A 20,096-nucleotide genomic window follows, 5' to 3' on the forward strand; every position below is an offset into this window, starting at 1 on the left:
GCGAGCATGCCCGGTCTAGATCTGGAGCGCTTGGCGAGGCCGATCGAGGGCTTGATCCCTGCTCTGGAGAACATGCCGTTCCTGGACGCGGAGCGCTTGGCGAGGCCGTTCGAGGGCTTGATCCCTGCTCTGGAGAACATGCCGTTCCTGGACGCGGAGCGCCTGGCGATACCGTTCGCCAGCATCATCCCTGCTCTGGAGAACATGCCGTTCCTGGACGCGGAGCGCCTGGCGATACCGTTCGCCAGCATCATCCCTGCCCTCGATATCATCCCGAGCACGCAATGGAGTGTGCTTGCTCAGCAGATGTCTACGCTTCCCGCCCTTTTTGAGCGACTTCGAGTTCTGGACGTCATTTCCATCGACGACGTGAACGCTCCGGACGAAGCTCTCAGCCTCCTCCAGGAACCTGCCCGCAGCTTCGCCGAGGCTGAAGGCATCGGGCGACGCTGGGAAGATCAACAAAAGATCTTTGCGGGTGCCGTGGCGTTCATCGCCCTGTGCGCCCTGTTGCAAGCCATGATCACGAGTGACGTTGTGAAGGAACTTGCCGAGGACACCTCGACGGTAATGGGTGTTGTGGCGGCCGTTTACCTTGTGTCTAAGAAGGCTTGGGCCAACTGGAATCCGCAGCAGCCGGATGACGAGGAGGAGACGACTCCACCCTCCTGACCGAAGATTCGGCAGTGTGGCGGCGTCGGTGCCGCCACACTGTCAAGTCGTCCAGGAACACGATCGTGCTCAAAGCCGTCCACCAGCACCATACGGAAAACCTGCGCGTGCCTGTCAACGTCAGAGGCCTGATGCTTCCAACGATGCGATCACGGCCGTTGGGTCGCCGTCATACAGCACGTGTGGTTCCTCGGCCGTAGGCAGGATGAAACGGCGGCGATAGCGCTGCAGGTCACTCTCGGAGAAGTAAATCGAGTTGGGGTCGTCCGCATGGAACTCGTTCCTCTTGCTGATCCTCGCCCACAACTCGTCATGAGTGGCAGCGAGATAAACGAGCACAACGGTCGCGCCAACGCCAGCGGCGATGGCGTGCCATTTGGCGCGGTCCTCTGGTGTCCAGAATCCGTGATCAACGACTACATCATCCCCCGCCTTGAGTCGTTCCCGGAGGTCGACCGTGACGTCTTCGAGGACCGGTTGCTCGAGTACAGGGAAGGTCCCTCGGGGGAAGTCCACTCCGTAGACCCCATGTCGGCGGTACATTTCTTCGTCTGGACACAGTCGTACGAACCCACGGGCGGTGAGCACGCGCGAAAGGGTGGTCTTGCCCGAGCCAGGGAGTCCGGCCATCAGGACACAGAACGGCGGGCGGGAGGGCACTGCGTGCGCGCCCTCAGCGACCGTCACGATGTGACCTCCGACTCTGTGCGCCATGTCCGGCCAGGCCCGCCGAGGTCCACTCCGTACTCGACGGTGTTGCCCTCGCTGTCGACGAACTTCGCTGTCATCACGACCACCGGTTCGGATGCCAGCTTGTCAGGGTCCAACTCCAGGAGCCGTGCATACTCCGGCGTCAGTCGTTGCGCGGAGGCTGTGTCGATGCGGTGGCTGATCGGGTGGCCAGTAGCCTGGGCAATGAGCTGAAGCGAAGTGCCGCCCGTCAGGCGCTCACTTGCTGTCAGTTGGGGGATTAGTTTTCCGTACCGAGCGGGAATCCACGACGTGCTGTGGGCCACAATGCCGTGTCGGTCCCTGTACACCCTGCTACGCCGCACCACGTCCGAGCCACGTTCAACGTCCAGCGCTAGTGCCACATCGGCAGGCGCGGGCACCACGGCCGCCTGATGCGAATCGGACCTCTCGCCTGCCCCCCAACTCGACCCGGTGCGGCGCCCCCGGTCTTGCCGCTGGGACCCCGAAGACATCGGAGCCGGCTGGTCCAAGACTTCGGTGCCGATGCCGTGGATGCCTCGGACAAGCCCCTCGGCACGCAACTTGCGCAGGGCCTTCTCAACTGTCGCGGTGCTCACCTTCCACTCTTCCGAGAGGTTCTTGATGCTCGGCAAGAGCGTTCCTGGCTGTAGCTCACCAGAGGTGATCAGCTCCATGTAGTGGGCGGCAATCTTTGCGTACGGCGCCCGATTGTCGGCCTGGCCTGCCATGTTGCCTCGCTCCTAATCGCCAGTTCCCTGAGGTTCCCTAGCTTACCGCTTGACACCGCAGGGAACCCTAGGGAACCTTAGGGATGTGCCCGCTGGTCGATGACTGACCAGCGAGTGCCGGACCTCTTCGCGCCCTGCTATAGGGCCCACGAGGTCAAGGGGCCCGGGACAGAGCGGGCCGAGGGCGGACCGGACCCTTGTCACTCCGGACGGCTTAGACCGCAAGGTCTCCGTCTCCATACGCCTACAACGGGCCCATACCGCGCTACCTGACACGGGCGCGGACGCCCGAAGGAGACAGGCACTTCGCCCCGGCATCCAGCCGTGAAGGGCGCGAGATCAAATCTCGCCCGGGGCACTCCGGGCGCTCCAGCGACCGTGCCGCGCATCTGGCGTGGCTGATCAACGCAACGGCGCGCACCCCCGGAGCTGGCACTCCGGGGGTGCTGTTCGGGCCGTTCCTTCTACTAGGGAGAACACGACCCATGGCGTACATCGCTGCACGTCAGCCGGTTGTTACCGGCACCCTGTCCGACGTTGAGCCGTCGGACGCTGAGCTGTCCGCGATCGAGCGGGAGCTCCCGCTCATCTCCGCTGAGGTGGAGTTGCTGGACGCGCAGATCATCACGCTCGACCGCACGCCCACCGAGGTGGACGCCCGTCGGCTGCGTCGGGCCCGCCGGCGCGTGCTCGCCGCCCGGCGGGCGCTGGCCAACGGCCCCGCGGGTCGGACGGGCGGTGCCGCGTGAACCTCAAGCGCAAGGGACGGGCCGCCCTGGTGCTGGCCCTGGTCGGCGTCGTCGGCATGGCCTTCCGGGTCTCCTGGAACGCGCTGCGCGACGTTGCCGAGACCATCGGCGCCGACAGTACGGCGGCGACGCTGTATCCGTTCGTGGTCGACGGCCTGATGGCCCTGGCCCTGATTGCCACCCTGGTCCTGACCGATCGGGACCGCCGCTTCGCGCTGCGGGTCCTGGCGACCTACACGGTCGCTTCGCTGCTGCTGAACTACGTGCACGGACTGGTGCCGGAGCTGCACGGCGGGTCGGTCGACTGGGGTCGACTGGCCGACTGGGACCCCGCGAACTGGGCCCTGGTCCTGCTCGCGACATCGCTTCCGGTCGGGTCGATCTACTTCGGCTCCGATCTGGTGGCCAAGGTGCTGCACCACCAGTCGACTCCGCACGCGAATGCGGAGGAATCGACTGAGACCCAGAGGAATCGGTCTACGGCTGACCTGGAAGAGTCGACCCCGCCCGCGCCCGCTCCGGCGCCGGTCGTGGTTGAGCTTCCCGCCCCGACCGCGCCCACCGTGGTGGAGCCGGTCGGCTCGATCGAGTCGGGCCCGGTCGCGGTGGCGGCTGCGGAGTCAACCCGGCCCCGTGGGGCGACCGGTCGGGTCCCCGAGGTGGCCCGTTCGCCCCGACCGGTGCGGACGGCCGATGAGTTGCTGATCGAGGCACGCGAGGCGACCGAGGGTTGGGCGATCGAGGACCTGACGGCGGAGGGCATCCGCCGCGCGGTGCGCACGTCGCCGGCCAAGGCGCGTGTGCTGCGGGAAACGCTTCGGGCGGAGCGGGTCGACGCCGGCAATGCCGTTACCGATTCTCGTCAGGATGACACCGCCGCGGTGGCGGTCTGATGTCGCCGGCGTTCGGGAAGTGCTACGACCCGTCCGGCGCCACGTGGGGGATACCGACCTTCCCGTGGCGCCTCGCGCCCGATGGCTACGCCACCCGCCGGCAACTGCGGGCCCGGGGCCTGCGTCCGGGTGGGCAGCCGGTTGCAGCTCAGCTCATGCGACAGGCCCGCCGGCGGAAGTCCGGGGTGCTGGTCGCCTACCTGTACCGCGTCGACCGCGCCAAGCCAGTACGGCCGATGACCCCGGGCAAGCGGGCCGCGCTCGCCGCGGCGATGACCGCCCGACGCACCTGCCCCGCCTGCCGGGCCGATGCCGGTTACTGCATCCCGACGTCGCTCGGCATGTGCGTGACCTGCGCCTACCCCGACCAGCCGCGCACCGCCTGACCCCGCGAGGAGAACCACGTGACCAGCAACCTTTCCGCTCTGCTGTCCGCTCCGTGGCCGGCGGGCGTGCTCTACCGCTACCCGACCCTGTTCGGCGCCACGGTCGACGTCACCAAGTCCGGTGACTACTACGTGGCCGCCTGCGGAGGCTGCGACGCCGACACCCTGCCCCACACCGTCCACACCACCCAGAAGTGGGCCCAGGAGCACTCCGCCCAGTGCCGCGCCCTGCCCCGCCCCGCCTGACCGCACCACCCGAAGCGCACCGCCCGGGACAGAAGGACTGTCCCGGGCCTTCCTTTGTGTGCCCCGGGAGCGGGGCAGTCTGGAGACCCCGAAGCATGAGTGACAACGTCGTACGACTGTTCAAAGACAACTCCACCGACACCGCGCCCGCGGTCGACCCCAAGCCCATACCGGCCCCCGAACACCCGCAAGTCACGCGGCGTTGGGTCCGGTCCGGGCGCGCCGTGAAGACGGCTGCGACGCATGAGCGCACGAAGACTGTGGCGCGTGCGGTGATCCGGCACGGCATGTACGTGCTGGGCGGGACGCGGATCGTGGTCCGCCGCACGTGGGAGGGCCGCACCGCGGCCCGCTATGAGCGGATGCTGCGCGCTGCGGAGGCCGCGGGGCAGTTCGATGAGGCGATGCAGTGGGAGGAGCGCGGGCAGCGCTTCCGCGCCGCCCGGCACCGCCGGCGCATGGACCTGCTCTACTCGCCCATCGCCGCAGCCAAGGGCATCGCGGTCGGGACCGGCGTCGGTATCGGTGGCCTGATCGCCCTCGGCATCGTGATGGCGATCGCGACCAAGGACGTCACCGACGTCGTCACCCCGATCATGGCCGTGATCAAGTTCATCAACCTGATCATCACCATCGTCCAGGTGGTGTGGGGCCCGCTGGTCCACATTGGCCCGTTCCTCACCCTGCTCGCCCTGTGGGCCGTTGGGCGCCACCAGCAGGCCGCCCCGCAGTGGACCATGCCCGACAACGTCCGGTCGGGCGAGGGGGAGCCGATCACCCCGTCCATCGTGGTCAAGGCCCTGCGCGACCTCGGAGTGCCCGCGCTGCGGAACGCCATCAAGGAGATGGGCGACGCCGGCGCCTCCATGCTCGGGCCGATCCGGATCGCCGGATGCGGCGTCGAGGTCGACGTCACCCTCCCCTCCGGCGTCTCCACGATCGAGGTGCAGAACCGGCGCCGCAAGCTCGCCGAGAACCTGACCCGGCACGAGCACGAGGTGTTCATCACCATCCCCACCGCGGCCCGCACCGTGCGGCTGTGGATCGCCGACTCCGGGGCGCTGGATGAGCCGATCGGCCCGTCCCCGCTCACGACGGATGAGACGCTGCGGGCCGACTACGCCAAGGGCCGGGCCCCGTGGGGCCAGGACCTGCGCGGCGACGCGGCGGCCCTGAGTGTGTATCAGCGGCACCTGCTCATCACAGGCCTGTCCAACCAGGGCAAGACCGCGGCCCTGCGGGCGCTCGCGCTGTGGCTGGCCCTGGACCGGTCGGTGGAGTTCTGGATGGGCGACCTCAAGGGTGTCGGGGACTGGGCCATGTTCGACGGGCTCGCCTCCCGGCTGATCCAGGGCCCGACCGATGACCACGTCATCCAGGTCACCGAGATGGTCGAGGACGCGGTCGAGGAGATGAACCGCCGTATCCAGGCCCCTCCCGGCACCGCGTTCCCGCCGCTCATCGTCATCGTGGACGAGGCGCAGGTCGCGTTCATGTGCCCGGTCAAGGACGAGGACAAGCGCCCCTACGGCGGCTCTTCCTCCAACAGCCGGTACTTCATGGCCGCTCGGAAGATCCACAACCAGGGTCGTGCGGTGAACGTGCTGCTGTGGCAGGGCACGTAGGACCCCACCGACCAGAACCTCCCCAAGCTGGTCCGCGAGGGTGCCCACACCCGCGCGTCGCTCGCGCTCGGTACGGAGTCGCAGGCGCGGATGGCGCTGGGGGACAAGGCCGTTGACGGCGGTGCCGCCCCGAACCTGCTGCGCCCGGGGCTGGACAAGGGAACCCTGGTCGTTGCCTCCGACGGGATCGAGATCCCCAAGGGACAGTCGTCCATCACGGTGCGGACGCACTACATCAGCACCGAGGACGCCGAGACGATCGCGACCCGGGCCAAGGCCCTGCGCGACGGCGTGACGACCCTGCACGTCATCGAGCGCGGGCAGGACCGTGACCCGCTCGCCGACATCGCCGGCGTCCTCGGGGACGCACCGCGGGTGCTCACGCAGGACGTTCTCAAGCGGCTGACGGCACTGAACGCGGACGCCTACGGCGGCTGGTCGTTCATCGACCTCAAGCGCGTCCTGGACGGCACCGGAGCCGAGCCGTACAAGTCCGACGGCCGCATGGTCATCGGCCGCGACCGCCTCGCCCGCGTCCTCGCTAACCGCGACACCGACGGTTCCGCTTCCGCCGAGAAGTAGAGGGAGCCGACCCCCGGGCGGGTCAGGGAGACAGGGAGAACTCCCTGAACCCCTCCCTGACCCGCCTCCCTGCCCCTGACCAGGACGAATGATCCATCAGGGAGTCAGGGAGGACCCCAGGTCAGCACCCCCAACACCCCCTCCAGAGGCACCCCACCAGGGGGTGCCTCAGCCTCCCTGCGCCACGCCGAGAAGGGATTCCGCATGTTCCCCGAGACGTCCGGTCACGCGCCCGTCGAGCAGGCCGTGACCATCCACCAGCCGGCTCCGTTCGTCCCCGTCCAGCCCTACGTGGCGCCGCTCGTGCCCATAGAGCCGAACACCACCGTGGCAAGCGTCGTCCTGCCCGACGGCCGCGTCATCACCGGCTACACCCTCACCCCGCACAGCCCCGCCCCGATCCCGGAGCAGGCTCGGCCGGTCGTCTCCCGGACCGCGGTGAACATCGCACTCGGGGGTGTCGGCTTCGCCGCCGTGTGTGGCGGGCTGGTGCTGCTGACGACGTTCATCGCCGCACTCGCCGCGCTAGTCCACCAGCTGATTATCCTGGCCGCGGTCATCTTCGGCGGATGGATCGCCGCGCAGGTCCTCCGCAGCGACAAGGGCGACCGCGGGACGACCGTGAACATCCGCAAGGCCGTGTTCAAGCGCAACCACTTCCACGGGTAGAGCAGCGAGGGGCCGCGGCCTACGCCTGGCGGTGCATCTCCCAATGCGCCGTCAGCCACTTGCCCTGCTTGGGCGTCACCTTGGCCACCAGGAGCCGCTGCCCGTGCAGAGCCTTGTACAGCGGGTACGCCTTAAGATCCTCGGCGACGTCGAGTAGCAGCGTTTTCGGATTGACAGCGATCAACCCGTGATCAAAGAGCCGATGCAGATCCCGACGCAGCAGGAACCCGCCGCCATTGTGGTCACCCGTGGCCGCGTAGCTGTACAGGTGCGCCGCCTCCAGCACGACAGCGGGAGTCGGCCCGCTGAAGACGCACTGTTCGCCATAGGCGTCGAGCAGCTGCTTACGGAAGCTGGCCTGCCCCTTGCGTACCCGCACGGTGGCCGTGCCGTGGCCGCCGGCGATGAACTTCTCCGTGTTGTCCACGACACCCAACGGGGTGGCCTCGCCCCGCCGGGCGAGCGCTGCCCGTACGTCGTCCCAGTGCAGGCGCCGAAAGCTGTTCTGCGACTTGGGATGGACGCACAACTGCCGTAGCTCCGGGCCAGACAGGGCACCTTCCATGCTGACCCAGCCAGCCTCGTAGGTGCCGCGGTACTGACTGACCTCGCGCGGCTCCCTGACCGTCTCGTCAAACTCAAACTTGCAGTTGTCGCAGCGGTACGTGGGCTTCTTGGTCTTACGCGGACCGATCTCCGTGTCCCCGCACTGCGGACACCGATGGATGTCCTTCACGCCCATCTTCGAGTCGATCTTTTCCAGGACCGAGACGCCCAACAGCGTGTCGCCATTCCACATCACGATGACGTCCCCCACAGCCACGGTGCCGTGATTCGGGACCGTGCTGTCCCAGCTGTAGTGCACCCCGAGCACGTCGTCATACAGCTCACCGGAGCGCGCCCGATCCGCCCCCGTCACCAATGCCAACCACGCAGTCATCTCGGTGCGCCTCCCCGCGCGATCGCCCGCCCCTGGGCTCATCAAGCCAGCTAAATCCCAGCACCGTAACCCGCGGCACTGACAAGCCCACGCCTCTCATCAGCACTGCTGAAGTCGCTTTTCCCGGGACGACCGCTCCATCTCGCCAAAGATCCGCGGTCGCCCCGGCACCCAGCACATCCGAAGAGACTGGAGAAACCCAGGATGACCCAAGACGCACGATCCGCGCTGCTCTCGGCAGCGTTATCCGCGGCCGAACGTGGGTGGGCGGTGTTCCCGCTCCGCCCCGGCAGCAAGCGGCCGGCCCTGCATGGGGAAACAACCTGCCCCCGCACGGGGTCCTGCGCGGCGGGGCATCGCAAGTGGGAGCAGCGCGCCACCACCGACCCGCAGCGTATCCGCGCGACCTGGTCGCACGGGCCGTTCAACGTCGGTATCGCCACGGGCCCCTCCGGGCTGCTGGTGGTCGACCTGGACGTGCCCAAGGACAACAGCAGTGCGGACGCGCCTGACGGCGCGGCGACCTTTCAGGCGCTCTGCGAGCGCGCCGGGCAGGCCGTCCCCACGACGCGCAGGGTGCGGACTGCAAGCGGTGGAGAGCACCTGTACTTCACCGCGCCCGCCGACGGCCGGCTGACCAACACCGCAGGCACCGTGGGGCCGTTGGTGGACACCCGCGCATGGGGCGGATACGTCGTCGCCGCCGGCTCCATCGTCCCCACGGGACCGTATGAGGCCGTAGGCGGCCCTGTGGCCGTCTCACTGCCCCGATGGCTGCAAAGCATCCTGGAACCGGCCCCCAAGCCCGCACAGGCCCCCTCGATGGCCGTGGCGGGACAATCACGTCGATACGCTGACATAGCACTCACCAACGAGATGTGGAACGTCGCCAGTGCCCAACAGGGCGCGCGTGAGGCGGCGTTGTTCCGGGCCGCCCGCGCCGTGGGGCGGTTCGTCGCGTGGGGCGACCTCCCCCGGCATGTGGTTGAGCAGGCTCTTCAGGAAGCGGGCGAGACGGCCGGACTGCCGGCGGCACAGTGCCGCTCCACCCTCCGCAGCGCCCTCAACTGGTCCATCGCCCACAACCCGCGACGCCGGGAGCCGGCATGACCACCCCCACCGGCCCCTCACTGAAGAGCATCCCCGCCACCGACGGCCCCGGCCCCGCCACGCCGGCCGATGCCGCCGCAGCGGGTGGTGCGCCGAAAGTCGTCGCCCGTGAGGGCGTCCTGTCAGCTCTTCTCCCTGACCCGCAGCAGCAAACCGACCGGAGGACAGCCCCCATGACCGACGGCGCAGCACTGCTGAACGAGGTGGAAGCCTTCCACCGCCGCTTCAACGTCTTCCCGACGGAAGCCGCCTACGTCGCGGTGACACTGTGGGACGCCCATGCGCACCTGCTGGACGCGTTCGACTCCACACCCCGGCTGGCATTCCTGTCCCCAGAACCGGGATCGGGAAAGTCCCGGGCGCTGGAAGTGGTCGAATCGCTCGTGCCCCGCGCCATGGCGGCCGTGGACGCCTCCGCATCGGCCCTGTTCCGGTCGGTGTCCGGCATCGACGGCGGCCGGCCCACGATCCTGTTCGATGAGATCGACACCATCTTCGGCCCCAAGGCCGGAGAGAACGAGCAGCTTCGCGGGTTCATCAACGCCGGCCACACCCGCGGACGGGTCATGTACCGATGCGTAGGCGACGGCTCCAACCAACAGGTGCAGGGCTTCCCGTCATTCTGCGCCGTGGCCGTGGCGGGACTTGGTTCGCTTCCCGACACGATCCTGACCCGATCCGTCATCATCCGCATGCGCCGCCGCGCGAGGAACGAGAAGGCCGAACCCTTCCGCACCCGCATCCACGTCCGCGAGGGCAACGCCCTGCGCGACCGCCTCGCCAAGTGGGCCGAGACCGTACAAGAACAGGTCACCGACGCGTTCCCGGAGATGCCCGACGGCATCACCGACCGACCCGCAGACGTCTGGGAACCCCTGATCGCCATCGCCGACGCCGTCGGCGGGCACTGGCCCCGGCGAGCTCGGGAAGCATGCCTGACCCTGGTCAAAGCCTCCCGCAGCAACGACAAGGGCAGCATCGGCGTGCGGCTGCTGACCGACCTGCGCGACCACGTCCTCAGCGGCATCGACCGCCTGCCCACCGTGGCCATCCTGGACCGGCTCAACGCCCTGGACGACGCCCCATGGGCCGACCTCAACGGGCGCCCGCTCGACTCCCGCCGGCTCTCCCGGATGCTCAGCGAGTACGTCACCGCCGACGGCGAAGCGGTCGCCTCCCGCAACATCAAGACCGGTGGAGGTGTCCTCAAGGGCTACTACGCCACCGATTTGCACGACGCGTGGCAGCGCTACTGCCCCCCACCCCCGGAAAGTCCGCTACCTCCGCTACCTGGGTGCGAAAACACGGGTTGACCTGCACCGATCCGGTAGCGGGAAGCACCCTCGCTTCCCGCTACCGGACCCTGCTCTATCCGCTACCGCTACCCCTTCCGCTACCCCCGAACAGGCTCCTGACCTGCGAGGTAGCGGCGGTAGCGGAAGTAGCGGACTTTCCAGAAGGGGGCCGCGAACCCTGATGACTGCGTACGGAGGAGAAGTGCCGTACGGCCGCCGCAGCACGCACGGCACAGGGCCGGATGGTCAGGCGTCAGTCCCACTTGGTAGCCCAGTCAGTCCCGAACCCGAAGCGAGGTGAGCGTCTTGCGTGAGCGATTCCTGTCGGTCTCCGAGGTGGCTGAAGTGCTCGGCACTACCGAGCGGTTTCCCCGCCGCTTGATCGCCGAACGGCGAATCACATTCGTCAAGGTCGGGCGCCATGTCCGCATCCCCGAAAGCGCGCTGACGGCGTACGTGGAAGCGCACACGGTCCAGTCCATTCAGCCCCGCCGACGTCACCAAAGGAGGGCCGCGTAAGTGGCGAAGATGGGACCGAAGAAAGGCAAAGCCATGCGGCGCTTCGGAGCGGTGCGGATGTACCGCTCCGGCCGCTGGACCGCCTCCTACGTTGACCCGACGGGGCTGCGGCGCAGAGCGCCGGACACCTTCGAGACGAAGACCGACGCGGAGATTTGGCTGTCGCAGGTAGAGGCCGACATCAGCCGCAAGGATTGGCGTGACCCTGACGCGGGCGCGGTCAACTTCGAGGAGTACGCACTCAAATGGGTCAAGGAACGCGGGGTCGCGCCGTTGACCGAGGAGCTGTATGAACGCCTGCTCCGTCTGCACGTCTTGCCCACGTTCGAGGAATACGACCTGGACGAGATCACGCCGCCGCGCGTGCGTGAGTGGCGTACAGAACGGCTCGCCACCACGGGCGCAGCGACCACTGTTGCCAAGTCGTACCGGCTACTCAAGGCCATCATGGAGACGGCCACCGATGACGAACTGATCCGTCGTAACCCCTGCCGGATCAGAGGCGCCGGAAAGGAAGTGGCGGAAGAACGAGAGATCGCCACTGTGCCCCAAGTGGACGCGCTCGCTGACGCTGTCGGCCCGCGGTGGCGCCTGATGGTCTACCTCGGTGCGTACGGGCCCCTGCGCCCGGAGGAACAGGCAGAGCTACGCCGTAAGGACGTCGACATCGACACGATGACGATCCGCGTCCGCAAAGCCGCGCCGGAACTGAGCACCGGGGAGCGCGCAGAGGGCCCGACGAAGTCCGAGGCAGGGAAGCGGTACGTCGTGCTGCCGGCGTTCCTCCGCACGGAGCTCCGCCGGCACCTCGACTGGTACGCCGAGAAGGGCCCGGAAGGTCTCCTGTTCGTGGGGGAGAAGGGTGCGCCGTTTCGGCGGTCGTCCTTCGGGCGGAAGTGGCGCCGTGCGCGGGCGGTCGTGGCAATGCCGGACGGCTTCCGGTTTTACGACCTCCGCCACACCGGGCACACCCTGTCGACCCGCTCCGGGGCGACGCTCAAGGACACGATGGTGCGGGCCGGCCAGTCGACGGAGCGGGCGGCGCTGATCTACCAGCATTCGGATCGCGAGCGACAGAAGGAGGTCGCGAGCGGGCTGGACAAGATGGTGCGGGCCGCGCGCGACAAGGACGCCGACCAGCCGGAAGAGGGGCCAGGTGGTGCAGAGGTGGTGCGCGGCGCCTGAATCGGTCTAGACAACACAACGGCCCAGGTTGGGGACTGTGTCCCTGGCCTGGGCCTTTCTCTTTGGAGCGGGTGACGAGAATCGAACTCGCGCTCTGAGCTTGGGAAGCTCATGTTCTACCATTAAACTACACCCGCGTAAGACACCTGTTGAGGCATCTGACCTCGCACACTGTACCCCATGCCCGGCCCCGGACGCATACCTCCGGGGCTTTCGTGTTGCCCCCGGAATGGCGTGCGCGGGGAGGCGCGGGGGGGGCGTACGGTGAGGGGGACCCGGGGTGCCCAAGTGGGCGGAGTGCCGCGTGAGGCGGGGGTGGGTTCATCCCCTAATGTGGCTTTCGTCGTTGAGGTACCGGGGAGAAGGGGAGCGATGGATCGCACCGTCGTTCGTTGTGCCGAAGGGCACGTTTTCAGCACCGCCACGTTCCCGATGCAGAACCTGGGCGCCGGAAGGCTCGGCCCCGGGCGCTTGATCAGGTGTCCGCGGTGTGCGCGGCTGCGGAGCGCCGTCCCCGTGGCGGCTGACAGCGGCAAGTAGCCGCGGAGGTCCGGACCGCGCAGGTCGGACGTGACGCGGGGCTCCGGGCCGGGTCGGCTCGATTCGGCCCGGAGCCCGGTCCCCGCGTAACCTGCTTGCGTGCTTCTCTCTGACAAGGACATCCGGACCGAGATCGACAACGGGCGGGTCGGGATCGACCCGTACGACCCGTCGATGGTGCAGCCGTCGAGCATCGACGTCCGGCTGGACCGCTTCTTCCGGGTGTTCGAGAACCACCGGTACCCGCACATCGACCCGGCCGTCGAGCAGCCGGACCTGACGCGGCTGGTGGAGCCGGAGGGGGACGACGCGTTCATCCTCCACCCCGGGGAGTTCGTGCTGGCCTCGACGTACGAGGTGATCTCCCTGCCGGACGACATCGCCTCGCGCCTGGAGGGCAAGTCGAGCCTCGGCCGGCTGGGGCTCCTGACGCACTCGACGGCGGGCTTCATCGACCCCGGTTTCTCGGGGCACGTGACGCTGGAGCTGTCGAACGTCGCCACGCTGCCGATCAAGCTCTGGCCGGGCATGAAGATCGGGCAGCTGTGCCTCTTCCGCCTGACCTCGTCGGCGGAGTTCCCGTACGGCTCGGACAAGTACGGCTCGCGGTACCAGGGGCAGCGGGGGCCGACGCCGTCGCGCTCCTACCTCAACTTCCACCGGACGCAGGTCTGAGCGCATGAGCGGGCCGGCGCGGGAGAACCTGACGTACGAGGCCTTCGGGCAGGCGGTGCGGGACCTGGCGCAGACGATCGCCGACGACGGCTTCGAGCCGGACCTCGTGCTGTCGATCGCCCGCGGCGGGGTGTTCGTGGCGGGCGGCCTCGCGTACGCGCTCGACTGCAAGAACATCCATCTGGTGAACGTCGAGTTCTACACCGGGGTCGGGACGACGCTGGAGATGCCGGTGATGCTGGCCCCGGTGCCGAACGCGATCGACTTCTCCGACAAGAAGGTGCTGATCGCGGACGACGTCGCCGACACGGGCAAGACGCTCAAGCTCGTCCGGGACTTCTGCGCCGACCACGTCGCCGAGGTACGCAGCGCGGTGATCTACGAGAAGTCGCAGTCGCTCGTGAAGTGCGACTACGTCTGGAAGCGCACCGATGACTGGATCAACTTCCCCTGGAGCGTCCTGCCTCCGGTGCGCGGGGCGGGGGAGCCGATCACCCCGTCGAGGGACGCGCTCTGATCCACGGCCGTGCCACGGCCGGAGTCCATGGCAGACGACTGAGGCAGTCGGCACGGCATGCGTAAGGGGCGTCACTCCAGGAGTGGCGCCCCTTACCTGTGGTTCCGCGTGCCGGGCGGCGGGCGGGCCTCAGATCACCGGGAGCTTGAAGAGCACCAGCAGCGCGATCAGCTGGATCGACGCCGCGCCCAGGGCCTTGGGCCACGGGAGGTCGTGGGACTTGGAGACCATGGAGGTCAGCAGGGCGGCGCAGCCGATCCAGGTGGCCCAGCCGAGGAACTGGACGAAGCTGTTGGCGCTGCCCAGGAAGACGGCGAAGACCAGTCGCGGGGCGTCGGTCAGCGAGGTGACGAGCATGGCCAGACCGATGGTGGGCGCCCAGGCGCCGTCGCCGCCGAGCTGGCGGGCGAGGGCGTTGGTGACGGCGCCGAGCATCAGGCCGCTCAGGATGACGGCGATGGCCGTGCACACCACCCAGGGGACGCTGTTGGAGAGGGTGGCGTCGAGCACGTCCTCGCGGGCGCTGTCGAAGCCGAAGACGGCGAGCAGCCCGTAGAGGAAGGTGACGATCAGGGCGGGGCCCCACACCTGGTAGTCGCGCATCTGCCAGAAGGTGGCGGACGGGCGCATGACGATCCCGCTCAGCAACTGCTTCCAGCCGAGCCGGGGGCCGGCCGGGGGCGCCATGGTGTGGCCCGCGCGGTAGGTGGACACCTGGTCCGGGTGCTGCGGGGACTGCGCTTCGTAGGGGTCGTAGGTGTCGGGCGCGTCGCCGATGGAGAAGGCGCGGGTGTGCCCGGGGTTGTTGTCGTACGAGGGCGCCGGCGCCGCGGAGCCGAAGTACTCGGGCTCACCGTCGGCGGCCGGCGTGAAGCCGTGGTGGGGCTGCTGCCCGCCCGGCGAGGTGTTCTGCTGCGGGTAGCCGCCGTACTGCTGATGCGGGTGCTGCACGTCCCCGTCCCGTCCGCGTCCGTTCCTGAATCCAGCCACGCTTCGAACGTACCCGGTCGCGGGGACGGAGAGCGGTGCCCCCCGCCCCCGGAGGGGCATTGCTGCCAAGCTGTGACAGAGCCGTTCCCGCTGTGGGTGGCGGCGGGTCAGGTCGGCCTCGCCGTCGCCGTTGACGTCGTGACCGGGCCGGGGTCGACGACGTCGGCCCGGTCCGCGCGTGACGTGTGGGACGCCGGCGCCGCGCACCGGCGTCAGGAGCAGAGCGTCGCCCCGAAGGCCAGGCCGCCGGTCGGCCGGGGCAGCCCGAGACCGGCCGCGGTGAAGGTGGCCGAACCGGTGGCGGTGATGCCGGAGGCGGTGCCGCGGAAGGTCCACACGCGGCCGCTGCCCGCGTCCTCGCCGGGGGCGGCGACGGAGAGGTCGGCGCGGCCGTCGCGGTTCAGGTCGCGCAGCAGGAGCCCCCATCCGGAGGTGCCGCCGAAGCCGTCGCCGCGCTCGTTGCCCCCGGGCACACCCGCCGAGTCCTGGTGGAGGGTCCGGGCCCCGGTGGCGGTCAGGCCGGAGGGGGAGCCGGGCAGGACGGTCACGCTGCCCGCGTCGGCCACCGTGCCGACGTCCTCGCCTGGCACGCCGACCGCGAGGTCCGCGCGGCCGTCGCCGGTGAGGTCCGCCGCCGTCAGGGCCGACCCGAAGCGGTCGCCTGCCTCGTCGCCGCCGGGTACGCCCGCGGTGCCCTGGGCGAGGTCCACCGGGGGCCGCGTGGCGGCCGGGCCCTGGGCGCTGCCGTACAGGACGCGGACGATGCCGCCGGTACGGGAGGGCAGCGGGTGCTCCGGCACCCACGGTTCCCCGGTGTCGTGGATGCCGAAGCCCGCGCCGCCGACGGCGATGTCCGCGCGGCCGTCCCCGTCGAAGTCGCCGACCGCCAGGGCCTCGCCCGTGGTCTCGCCGTACCAGGACGGCGCCCGGACGAGGCCGGCCGCGGTGCCGCGCAGATAGGCGGTGCCGCCGCCGTCGAGGCCGTTGTACGCCACGGCCGCGTCCGTCCTGCCGTCGCCGTCGATGTCGCCGACCGCGAGGCGGATGCGCCCGACGAAGTGCGGGATGCCGTCGTCGGTGACGGTGGTGAGGGCGGCCGGTGCCCGGCCGGGGGCGAACGGGCCGAGGGCCACGGAGAGGCCGCCGCTCTCGTCGCCCCTGTTGCCGGTGACGATGTCGAGCCGCCCGTCGCCGTTGACGTCCGCCGCGGCGAGGCCGGCGAAGCCCGTGCCCTTGTAGGCGCCCGACCCGGGCAGGGACGTGCCGCGCGTGAAGCCGGAGGAGCCGCCCCACAGGATGGTGATGCGGCCGGTGTCCTCCAGGACGGACGCGTTCTCGCCCGGCGCGACGACGATCAGGTCCGCGTAACCGTTCCTGTCGAGGTCGCCGCTGGCCAGGCGGGCCCCGAAGCGGTCGCCGGTCTCGGAGGAGCCGGGGATGCCCGCGGTGGACTGGCTGACGGTGTAGCGGGCGGACGTTCGCGCGCCGCCGGCCGACCCGGGGACGACGGCGACGTATCCGGCGGCCGTCCTGCCGCCTGCGGTCCCTCCCGGCACGCCGATCGCCAGGTCGGGGTAGCCGTCGCCGTTGAAGTCGTACGGCTTGGCGGGCGCGGCGGCCACGGCCGTCTGGGAGGGCAGGGTGAGGCAGGCCGCCGTCGCGGTGAGGGCGAGGGCGAGGACGTGAACGCGCACGGCGGCTCCCATCGGTGCGGAACAGGTGACTGTGTGACGGGCCGGGTGGACGGAAGGTTGTGTCCGGGTGCACCCGGGGCGAACACCCGCGCGGGGGGATGCCGGCGGACCGGTCGCGCGGTTGGGCATACGGGCCGGTGAAGCCCTACCGTTCGGGGCGAACGGATCCGAAGGGACGGGAAGTGCCGATGGTTGTCAGGGCCGTACGGAATGCCGCGCGCGGGACCGCGCGCACCTCAGGGCGTGCCGCGGTGGGCGCGGCGGTCGCGGGGTTGCTGACCCTCGCGGTGACGGGGTGCGGGCTGCTGACGACCGACTCCGGTTCGCCGGACGCGCCGGCCGCGGCGAGCTCCCCCGCCGCCTCCTCCGCCGTGGGCGGCGTGCCGGTGAAGCCGGACCCCGCGGTGCTGGCCGCGCTGCCGGCCCGTCTGGAGGCGGACGGGACGACGATCACGGTGGGCGACCCGGCGGCGCCGAGGACCGTCCACATCTACGAGGACCCGCGCTGCCCGATCTGCAAGGCGTTCGAGACGGCCGCCGGGCCGCAACTGGCGGCACTGGCGAAGGCCGGTGAGATCAAACTGCAGTACACCCTGGCCTCGTTCCTGGACGAGAACCTCAAGGGCAGCGGTTCGAAGAAGGCCGCGGGCGCCCTGCGCGCGTCCGTCGAGGCGGGTACCGGGGCCTTCGCGACCTACCACGAGCTGCTCTACGCCAACCAGCCGCAGGAGCAGGTGGACGGGTTCACCGACGCGTACCTGCTGGAGCTCGCGGGCCGGGTGGAGGGGCTGCGCGGCGCGGCCTTCGACACGGCGGTGCGCAAGCAGTCGTACGGGGACTTCGTGACCGCCTCCGAGGAGGCCTTCGTCAAGAGCGGTGCCACGGGTACCCCGTACGTGAAGATCGACGGCACGGCGGTGTCCCAGGCCGACCTGCAGAAGCTGTTCGACCCCGCCTCCTTCGCCGAGCTGCTGCGGCAGTCGGGCATCGGCGGCTGAGGGCGCCGAGGAGCACGCAGAACGCCGGTGGGCGCGTACGGGATCCGTACGCGCCCACCGGCGTTCCCAGGTCCGTCCGCGGACCGGGCTGTTTCACGTGCTACTTCGCGGGCTCCGGCTGCGGCTCGCTCGCCGTCTCCGGCTCGCCGTCGGGGTCGAGCGGGGTCCTGACCGAGTCCAGCAGCAGCTGAGAGACGTCGACGACCTGCAGCGACTCCTTGGCCTTGCCCTCGTTCTTCCTGCCGTTGACGGAGTCGGAGAGCATCACCAGGCAGAACGGGCAGGCGGTGGAGACGATGTCCGGGTTGAGGGACAGCGCCTCGTCCACGCGCTCGTTGTTGATGCGCTTGCCGATCCGCTCCTCCATCCACATGCGGGCGCCGCCGGCGCCGCAGCAGAAGCCGCGCTCCTTGTGGCGGTGCATCTCCTCGTTCCGCAGGCCCGGCACCTTGGCGATGATCTCGCGCGGCGGCGTGTAGACCTTGTTGTGGCGGCCGAGGTAGCAGGGGTCGTGGTAGGTGATGATGCCCTCGACCGGGGTGACGGGGACGAGCTTGCCCTCGTCGACCAGGTGCTGCAGCAGCTGGGTGTGGTGGATGACCTCGTACTCGCCGCCGAGCTGCGGGTACTCGTTCGCCAGGGTGTTGAAGCAGTGCGGGCAGGTGGCGACGATCTTCTTCTGCGCCTTCGGCTTCCTGGTCGACTCGTCCTCGTCGTCCTCGCCGAAGGCCATGTTCAGCATGGCGACGTTCTCGGCGCCGAGCTGCTGGAAGAGGAACTCGTTGCCCAGGCGGCGGGCGGAGTCACCGGTGCAGTTCTCCTCGCCGCCCATGATCGCGAACTTGACGCCCGCGATGTTCAGCAGCTCGGCGAAGGCCTTGGTGGTCTTCTTGGCACGGTCCTCCAGGGAGCCGGCGCAGCCCACCCAGTACAGGTACTCCACCTCGGTGAGGTCCTCGATGTCCTCGCCCACGACGGGGACCTCGAAGTCGACCTCCTTGACCCAGGCGAGCCGCTGCTTCTTGGGCAGGCCCCAGGGGTTGCCCTTCTTCTCCAGGTTCTTGAGCATCGTGCCCGCCTCGGACGGGAACGAGGACTCGATCATGACCTGGTAGCGGCGCATGTCGACGATGTGGTCGATGTGCTCGATGTCCACCGGGCACTGCTCGACGCAGGCGCCGCAGGTGGTGCAGGACCACAGGACGTCCGGGTCGATGACGCCGTTCTCCTCGGCGGTGCCGATCAGCGGGCGCTCGGCCTCCGCGAGGGCCGCCGCGGGGACGTCCTTCAGCTGCTCCTCGGAGGCCTTCTCCTCGCCCTCCATGGTCTTGCCGCCGCCGGCGAGCAGGTACGGCGCCTTGGCGTGCGCGTGGTCGCGCAGCGACATGATCAGCAGCTTCGGGGAGAGCGGCTTGCCGGTGTTCCAGGCGGGGCACTGCGACTGGCAGCGGCCGCACTCGGTGCAGGTGGAGAAGTCGAGGATGCCCTTCCAGGAGAACTGCTCCACCTGGCTGACGCCGAAGACGTCGTCCTCGCCCGGGTCCTCGAAGTCGATCGGCTTGCCGCCGGAGGCCATGGGCAGCAGGGCGCCGAGCGCCACGGCGCCGTCGGCGTTCCGCTTGAACCAGATGTTGGGGAAGGCCAGGAAGCGGTGCCAGGCGACGCCCATGTCGGTCTTGAGGGCGACCGTGATCATCCAGATGAAGGAGGTCCCGATCTTGATCATCGCGGTCAGGTAGACCAGGTTCTGCAGCGTGCCGACGCTCAGCCCCTTGAAGGCCGCGACCAGCGGGTACGAGGCGAAGTAGGCGGCCTCGTAGCCGTGCACCTCCGCCAGGGCGCCCTCCAGGCCGCGCAGCGTCATGATCGCGAGGCCGATGATGAGGATGACGGACTCGACGAAGTAGGCCTGGCCGGTGTTGGAGCCCGCGAAGCGGGACTTGCGGCCCGCCCGGCCCGGCCGGGACAGCTGGCGGATCACGATGAGCGTGAGGATGCCGAGCGTGGTCATCAGGCCGATGAACTCGACGAACACCTCGTACGGCAGCCAGTGGCCGATGACCGGCAGCATCCAGTCGGCCTGGAAGAGCTGGCCGAAGGCGTTCACCAGGGTGAGCACGAGGGAGAAGAAGCCGACGGCGACGAACCAGTGGGCGACGCCGACGACGCCCCAGCGGTTCATCCGGGTGTGGCCGAGGAACTCCCGGACCACCGTGACGGTGCGTGCGCGCCAGTCGTCCGTGCGGGTGTCCGCGGGGACGTCCTGGCCCAGTCGTACGAACCGGTAGATCTGGGCGATGGCGCGGCTGAACAGCGCAACGCCGACCACGGCGAGTACCAGCGACACGATGATCGCGGCGAGTTGCATG

General features: G+C 69.3%; 19 protein-coding genes, 1 tRNA gene and 1 pseudogene. 14 read left to right on the plus strand and 7 right to left on the minus strand.

What is annotated here, in order from left to right:
• Nucleotides 1-672 (plus strand): hypothetical protein (locus tag ACFV3E_RS04405; RefSeq protein ID WP_500533325.1); only part of this gene is annotated, 672 nt, incomplete at its 5' end.
• A 120-nt stretch (nucleotides 673-792) separates the two neighbouring features.
• Here the strand turns inward: ACFV3E_RS04405 and ACFV3E_RS04410 are convergent.
• Nucleotides 793-1,359: a P-loop nucleotide/nucleoside kinase family protein gene (locus ACFV3E_RS04410; RefSeq protein WP_500533326.1), complete on the minus strand. Its 567-nt coding sequence runs from the start codon at nucleotides 1,357-1,359 to the stop codon at nucleotides 793-795.
• A complete protein-coding gene (locus ACFV3E_RS04415; protein WP_500533327.1) occupies nucleotides 1,356-2,114 on the minus strand; it encodes a GntR family transcriptional regulator in 759 nt (252 codons plus the stop codon). The genes ACFV3E_RS04410 and ACFV3E_RS04415 overlap by 4 nt, the downstream gene beginning before the upstream one ends.
• 485 nt (nucleotides 2,115-2,599) lie before the next feature.
• Between ACFV3E_RS04415 and ACFV3E_RS04420 the strand changes: the two genes are divergently transcribed.
• From ACFV3E_RS04420 to ACFV3E_RS04445, 6 genes and pseudogenes are all read left to right on the plus strand, one after another.
• Nucleotides 2,600-2,863, plus strand: coding sequence for a DUF6284 family protein (locus ACFV3E_RS04420; protein ID WP_500533328.1), 264 nt, complete (start codon nucleotides 2,600-2,602; stop codon nucleotides 2,861-2,863).
• Nucleotides 2,860-3,756 carry a DUF2637 domain-containing protein gene (locus ACFV3E_RS04425; protein WP_500533329.1) on the plus strand — a complete coding sequence of 299 codons (897 nt, stop codon included), beginning with the start codon at nucleotides 2,860-2,862 and terminating at the stop codon, nucleotides 3,754-3,756. Before ACFV3E_RS04420 ends, ACFV3E_RS04425 begins: the two co-directional genes overlap by 4 nt.
• Nucleotides 3,756-4,142 (plus strand): RRQRL motif-containing zinc-binding protein, encoded by a 387-nt coding sequence (locus ACFV3E_RS04430; RefSeq protein WP_500533330.1) that lies wholly within the window; start codon nucleotides 3,756-3,758, stop codon nucleotides 4,140-4,142. The genes ACFV3E_RS04425 and ACFV3E_RS04430 overlap by 1 nt, the downstream gene beginning before the upstream one ends.
• A gap of 18 nt (nucleotides 4,143-4,160) precedes the next feature.
• Entirely contained in the window at nucleotides 4,161-4,388 is a 228-nt protein-coding gene (locus ACFV3E_RS04435; protein ID WP_500533331.1) for a hypothetical protein, read from the plus strand.
• A gap of 95 nt (nucleotides 4,389-4,483) precedes the next feature.
• A pseudogene (locus ACFV3E_RS04440) lies at nucleotides 4,484-6,595 on the plus strand (ATP-binding protein).
• A 204-nt stretch (nucleotides 6,596-6,799) separates the two neighbouring features.
• Nucleotides 6,800-7,264 carry a hypothetical protein gene (locus ACFV3E_RS04445; RefSeq protein WP_500533332.1) on the plus strand — a complete coding sequence of 155 codons (465 nt, stop codon included), beginning with the start codon at nucleotides 6,800-6,802 and terminating at the stop codon, nucleotides 7,262-7,264.
• A 19-nt stretch (nucleotides 7,265-7,283) separates the two neighbouring features.
• Here ACFV3E_RS04445 and ACFV3E_RS04450 read toward each other — a convergent pair whose 3' ends face one another.
• Nucleotides 7,284-8,204, minus strand: coding sequence for an HNH endonuclease (locus tag ACFV3E_RS04450; protein ID WP_500533333.1), 921 nt, complete (start codon nucleotides 8,202-8,204; stop codon nucleotides 7,284-7,286).
• A gap of 204 nt (nucleotides 8,205-8,408) precedes the next feature.
• On the opposite strand from ACFV3E_RS04450, the gene ACFV3E_RS04455 reads away from it, so the two are divergent.
• The 4 genes from ACFV3E_RS04455 (at nucleotide 8,409) to ACFV3E_RS04470 (ending at nucleotide 12,313) form a co-directional block, all read left to right on the plus strand.
• Nucleotides 8,409-9,314, plus strand: a complete 906-nt coding sequence (locus tag ACFV3E_RS04455; protein ID WP_500533334.1) for a bifunctional DNA primase/polymerase — start codon at nucleotides 8,409-8,411, stop codon at nucleotides 9,312-9,314.
• Nucleotides 9,315-9,487: 173 nt separating this feature from the next.
• Nucleotides 9,488-10,627 carry a DUF3631 domain-containing protein gene (locus ACFV3E_RS04460; protein ID WP_500533335.1) on the plus strand — a complete coding sequence of 380 codons (1,140 nt, stop codon included), beginning with the start codon at nucleotides 9,488-9,490 and terminating at the stop codon, nucleotides 10,625-10,627.
• 288 nt (nucleotides 10,628-10,915) lie between these two features.
• The gene (locus ACFV3E_RS04465) at nucleotides 10,916-11,128 is read left to right on the plus strand and encodes an excisionase family DNA-binding protein (RefSeq protein WP_500533336.1); all 213 of its coding nucleotides are present in this window, start codon (nucleotides 10,916-10,918) and stop codon (nucleotides 11,126-11,128) included.
• A 9-nt stretch (nucleotides 11,129-11,137) separates the two neighbouring features.
• Nucleotides 11,138-12,313: a tyrosine-type recombinase/integrase gene (locus ACFV3E_RS04470; RefSeq protein ID WP_500533397.1), complete on the plus strand. Its 1,176-nt coding sequence runs from the start codon at nucleotides 11,138-11,140 to the stop codon at nucleotides 12,311-12,313.
• A 63-nt stretch (nucleotides 12,314-12,376) separates the two neighbouring features.
• On the opposite strand, the gene ACFV3E_RS04475 is transcribed toward ACFV3E_RS04470, so the two are convergent.
• Nucleotides 12,377-12,450 (minus strand) — tRNA-Gly (locus tag ACFV3E_RS04475).
• Nucleotides 12,451-12,952: 502 nt separating this feature from the next.
• On the opposite strand from ACFV3E_RS04475, the gene dcd reads away from it, so the two are divergent.
• Together dcd and ACFV3E_RS04485 are read left to right on the plus strand one after the other, a co-directional pair.
• Entirely contained in the window at nucleotides 12,953-13,528 is a 576-nt protein-coding gene (dcd, locus tag ACFV3E_RS04480; protein ID WP_500533337.1) for a dCTP deaminase, read from the plus strand.
• Between the two features lie 4 nt (nucleotides 13,529-13,532).
• Entirely contained in the window at nucleotides 13,533-14,045 is a 513-nt protein-coding gene (locus ACFV3E_RS04485; protein ID WP_500368260.1) for a phosphoribosyltransferase, read from the plus strand.
• A 129-nt stretch (nucleotides 14,046-14,174) separates the two neighbouring features.
• On the opposite strand, the gene ACFV3E_RS04490 is transcribed toward ACFV3E_RS04485, so the two are convergent.
• Together ACFV3E_RS04490 and ACFV3E_RS04495 are read right to left on the minus strand one after the other, a co-directional pair.
• Complete coding sequence (locus tag ACFV3E_RS04490) at nucleotides 14,175-15,035, minus strand: Yip1 family protein (RefSeq protein ID WP_500368261.1); 861 nt, start codon at nucleotides 15,033-15,035, stop codon at nucleotides 14,175-14,177.
• 212 nt (nucleotides 15,036-15,247) lie between these two features.
• Nucleotides 15,248-16,729: an FG-GAP-like repeat-containing protein gene (locus ACFV3E_RS04495; protein ID WP_500533338.1), complete on the minus strand. Its 1,482-nt coding sequence runs from the start codon at nucleotides 16,727-16,729 to the stop codon at nucleotides 15,248-15,250.
• 188 nt (nucleotides 16,730-16,917) lie between these two features.
• On the opposite strand from ACFV3E_RS04495, the gene ACFV3E_RS04500 reads away from it, so the two are divergent.
• Nucleotides 16,918-17,727: a thioredoxin domain-containing protein gene (locus tag ACFV3E_RS04500; protein ID WP_500533339.1), complete on the plus strand. Its 810-nt coding sequence runs from the start codon at nucleotides 16,918-16,920 to the stop codon at nucleotides 17,725-17,727.
• Nucleotides 17,728-17,827: 100 nt separating this feature from the next.
• Here the strand turns inward: ACFV3E_RS04500 and ACFV3E_RS04505 are convergent, their stop codons facing one another.
• Nucleotides 17,828-20,095 (minus strand): (Fe-S)-binding protein, encoded by a 2,268-nt coding sequence (locus tag ACFV3E_RS04505; protein ID WP_500533340.1) that lies wholly within the window; start codon nucleotides 20,093-20,095, stop codon nucleotides 17,828-17,830.
• Between the last annotated feature and the right edge of the window lies 1 nt (nucleotide 20,096).

Source organism: Streptomyces sp. NPDC059718 (genome assembly GCF_042733315.1).
Taxonomy (GTDB): Bacteria; Actinomycetota; Actinomycetes; order Streptomycetales; family Streptomycetaceae; genus Actinacidiphila.

Excerpts from the sequence above, each read along its gene's own strand:
- ACFV3E_RS04420 (WP_500533328.1), top strand. The coding sequence starts at position 2,600 with ATGGCGTACATCGCTGCACGTCAGCCGGTTGTTACCGGCACCCTGTCC.
- ACFV3E_RS04450 (WP_500533333.1), bottom strand. The coding sequence starts at position 8,204 with ATGACTGCGTGGTTGGCATTGGTGACGGGGGCGGATCGGGCGCGCTCC.
- ACFV3E_RS04445 (WP_500533332.1), top strand. The coding sequence starts at position 6,800 with ATGTTCCCCGAGACGTCCGGTCACGCGCCCGTCGAGCAGGCCGTGACC.
- ACFV3E_RS04505 (WP_500533340.1), bottom strand. The coding sequence starts at position 20,095 with ATGCAACTCGCCGCGATCATCGTGTCGCTGGTACTCGCCGTGGTCGGC.
- ACFV3E_RS04415 (WP_500533327.1), bottom strand. The coding sequence starts at position 2,114 with ATGGCAGGCCAGGCCGACAATCGGGCGCCGTACGCAAAGATTGCCGCC.
- ACFV3E_RS04500 (WP_500533339.1), top strand. The coding sequence starts at position 16,918 with ATGGTTGTCAGGGCCGTACGGAATGCCGCGCGCGGGACCGCGCGCACC.
- ACFV3E_RS04485 (WP_500368260.1), top strand. The coding sequence starts at position 13,533 with ATGAGCGGGCCGGCGCGGGAGAACCTGACGTACGAGGCCTTCGGGCAG.
- ACFV3E_RS04460 (WP_500533335.1), top strand. The coding sequence starts at position 9,488 with ATGACCGACGGCGCAGCACTGCTGAACGAGGTGGAAGCCTTCCACCGC.
- ACFV3E_RS04470 (WP_500533397.1), top strand. The coding sequence starts at position 11,138 with ATGGGACCGAAGAAAGGCAAAGCCATGCGGCGCTTCGGAGCGGTGCGG.
- ACFV3E_RS04430 (WP_500533330.1), top strand. The coding sequence starts at position 3,756 with ATGTCGCCGGCGTTCGGGAAGTGCTACGACCCGTCCGGCGCCACGTGG.
- ACFV3E_RS04455 (WP_500533334.1), top strand. The coding sequence starts at position 8,409 with ATGACCCAAGACGCACGATCCGCGCTGCTCTCGGCAGCGTTATCCGCG.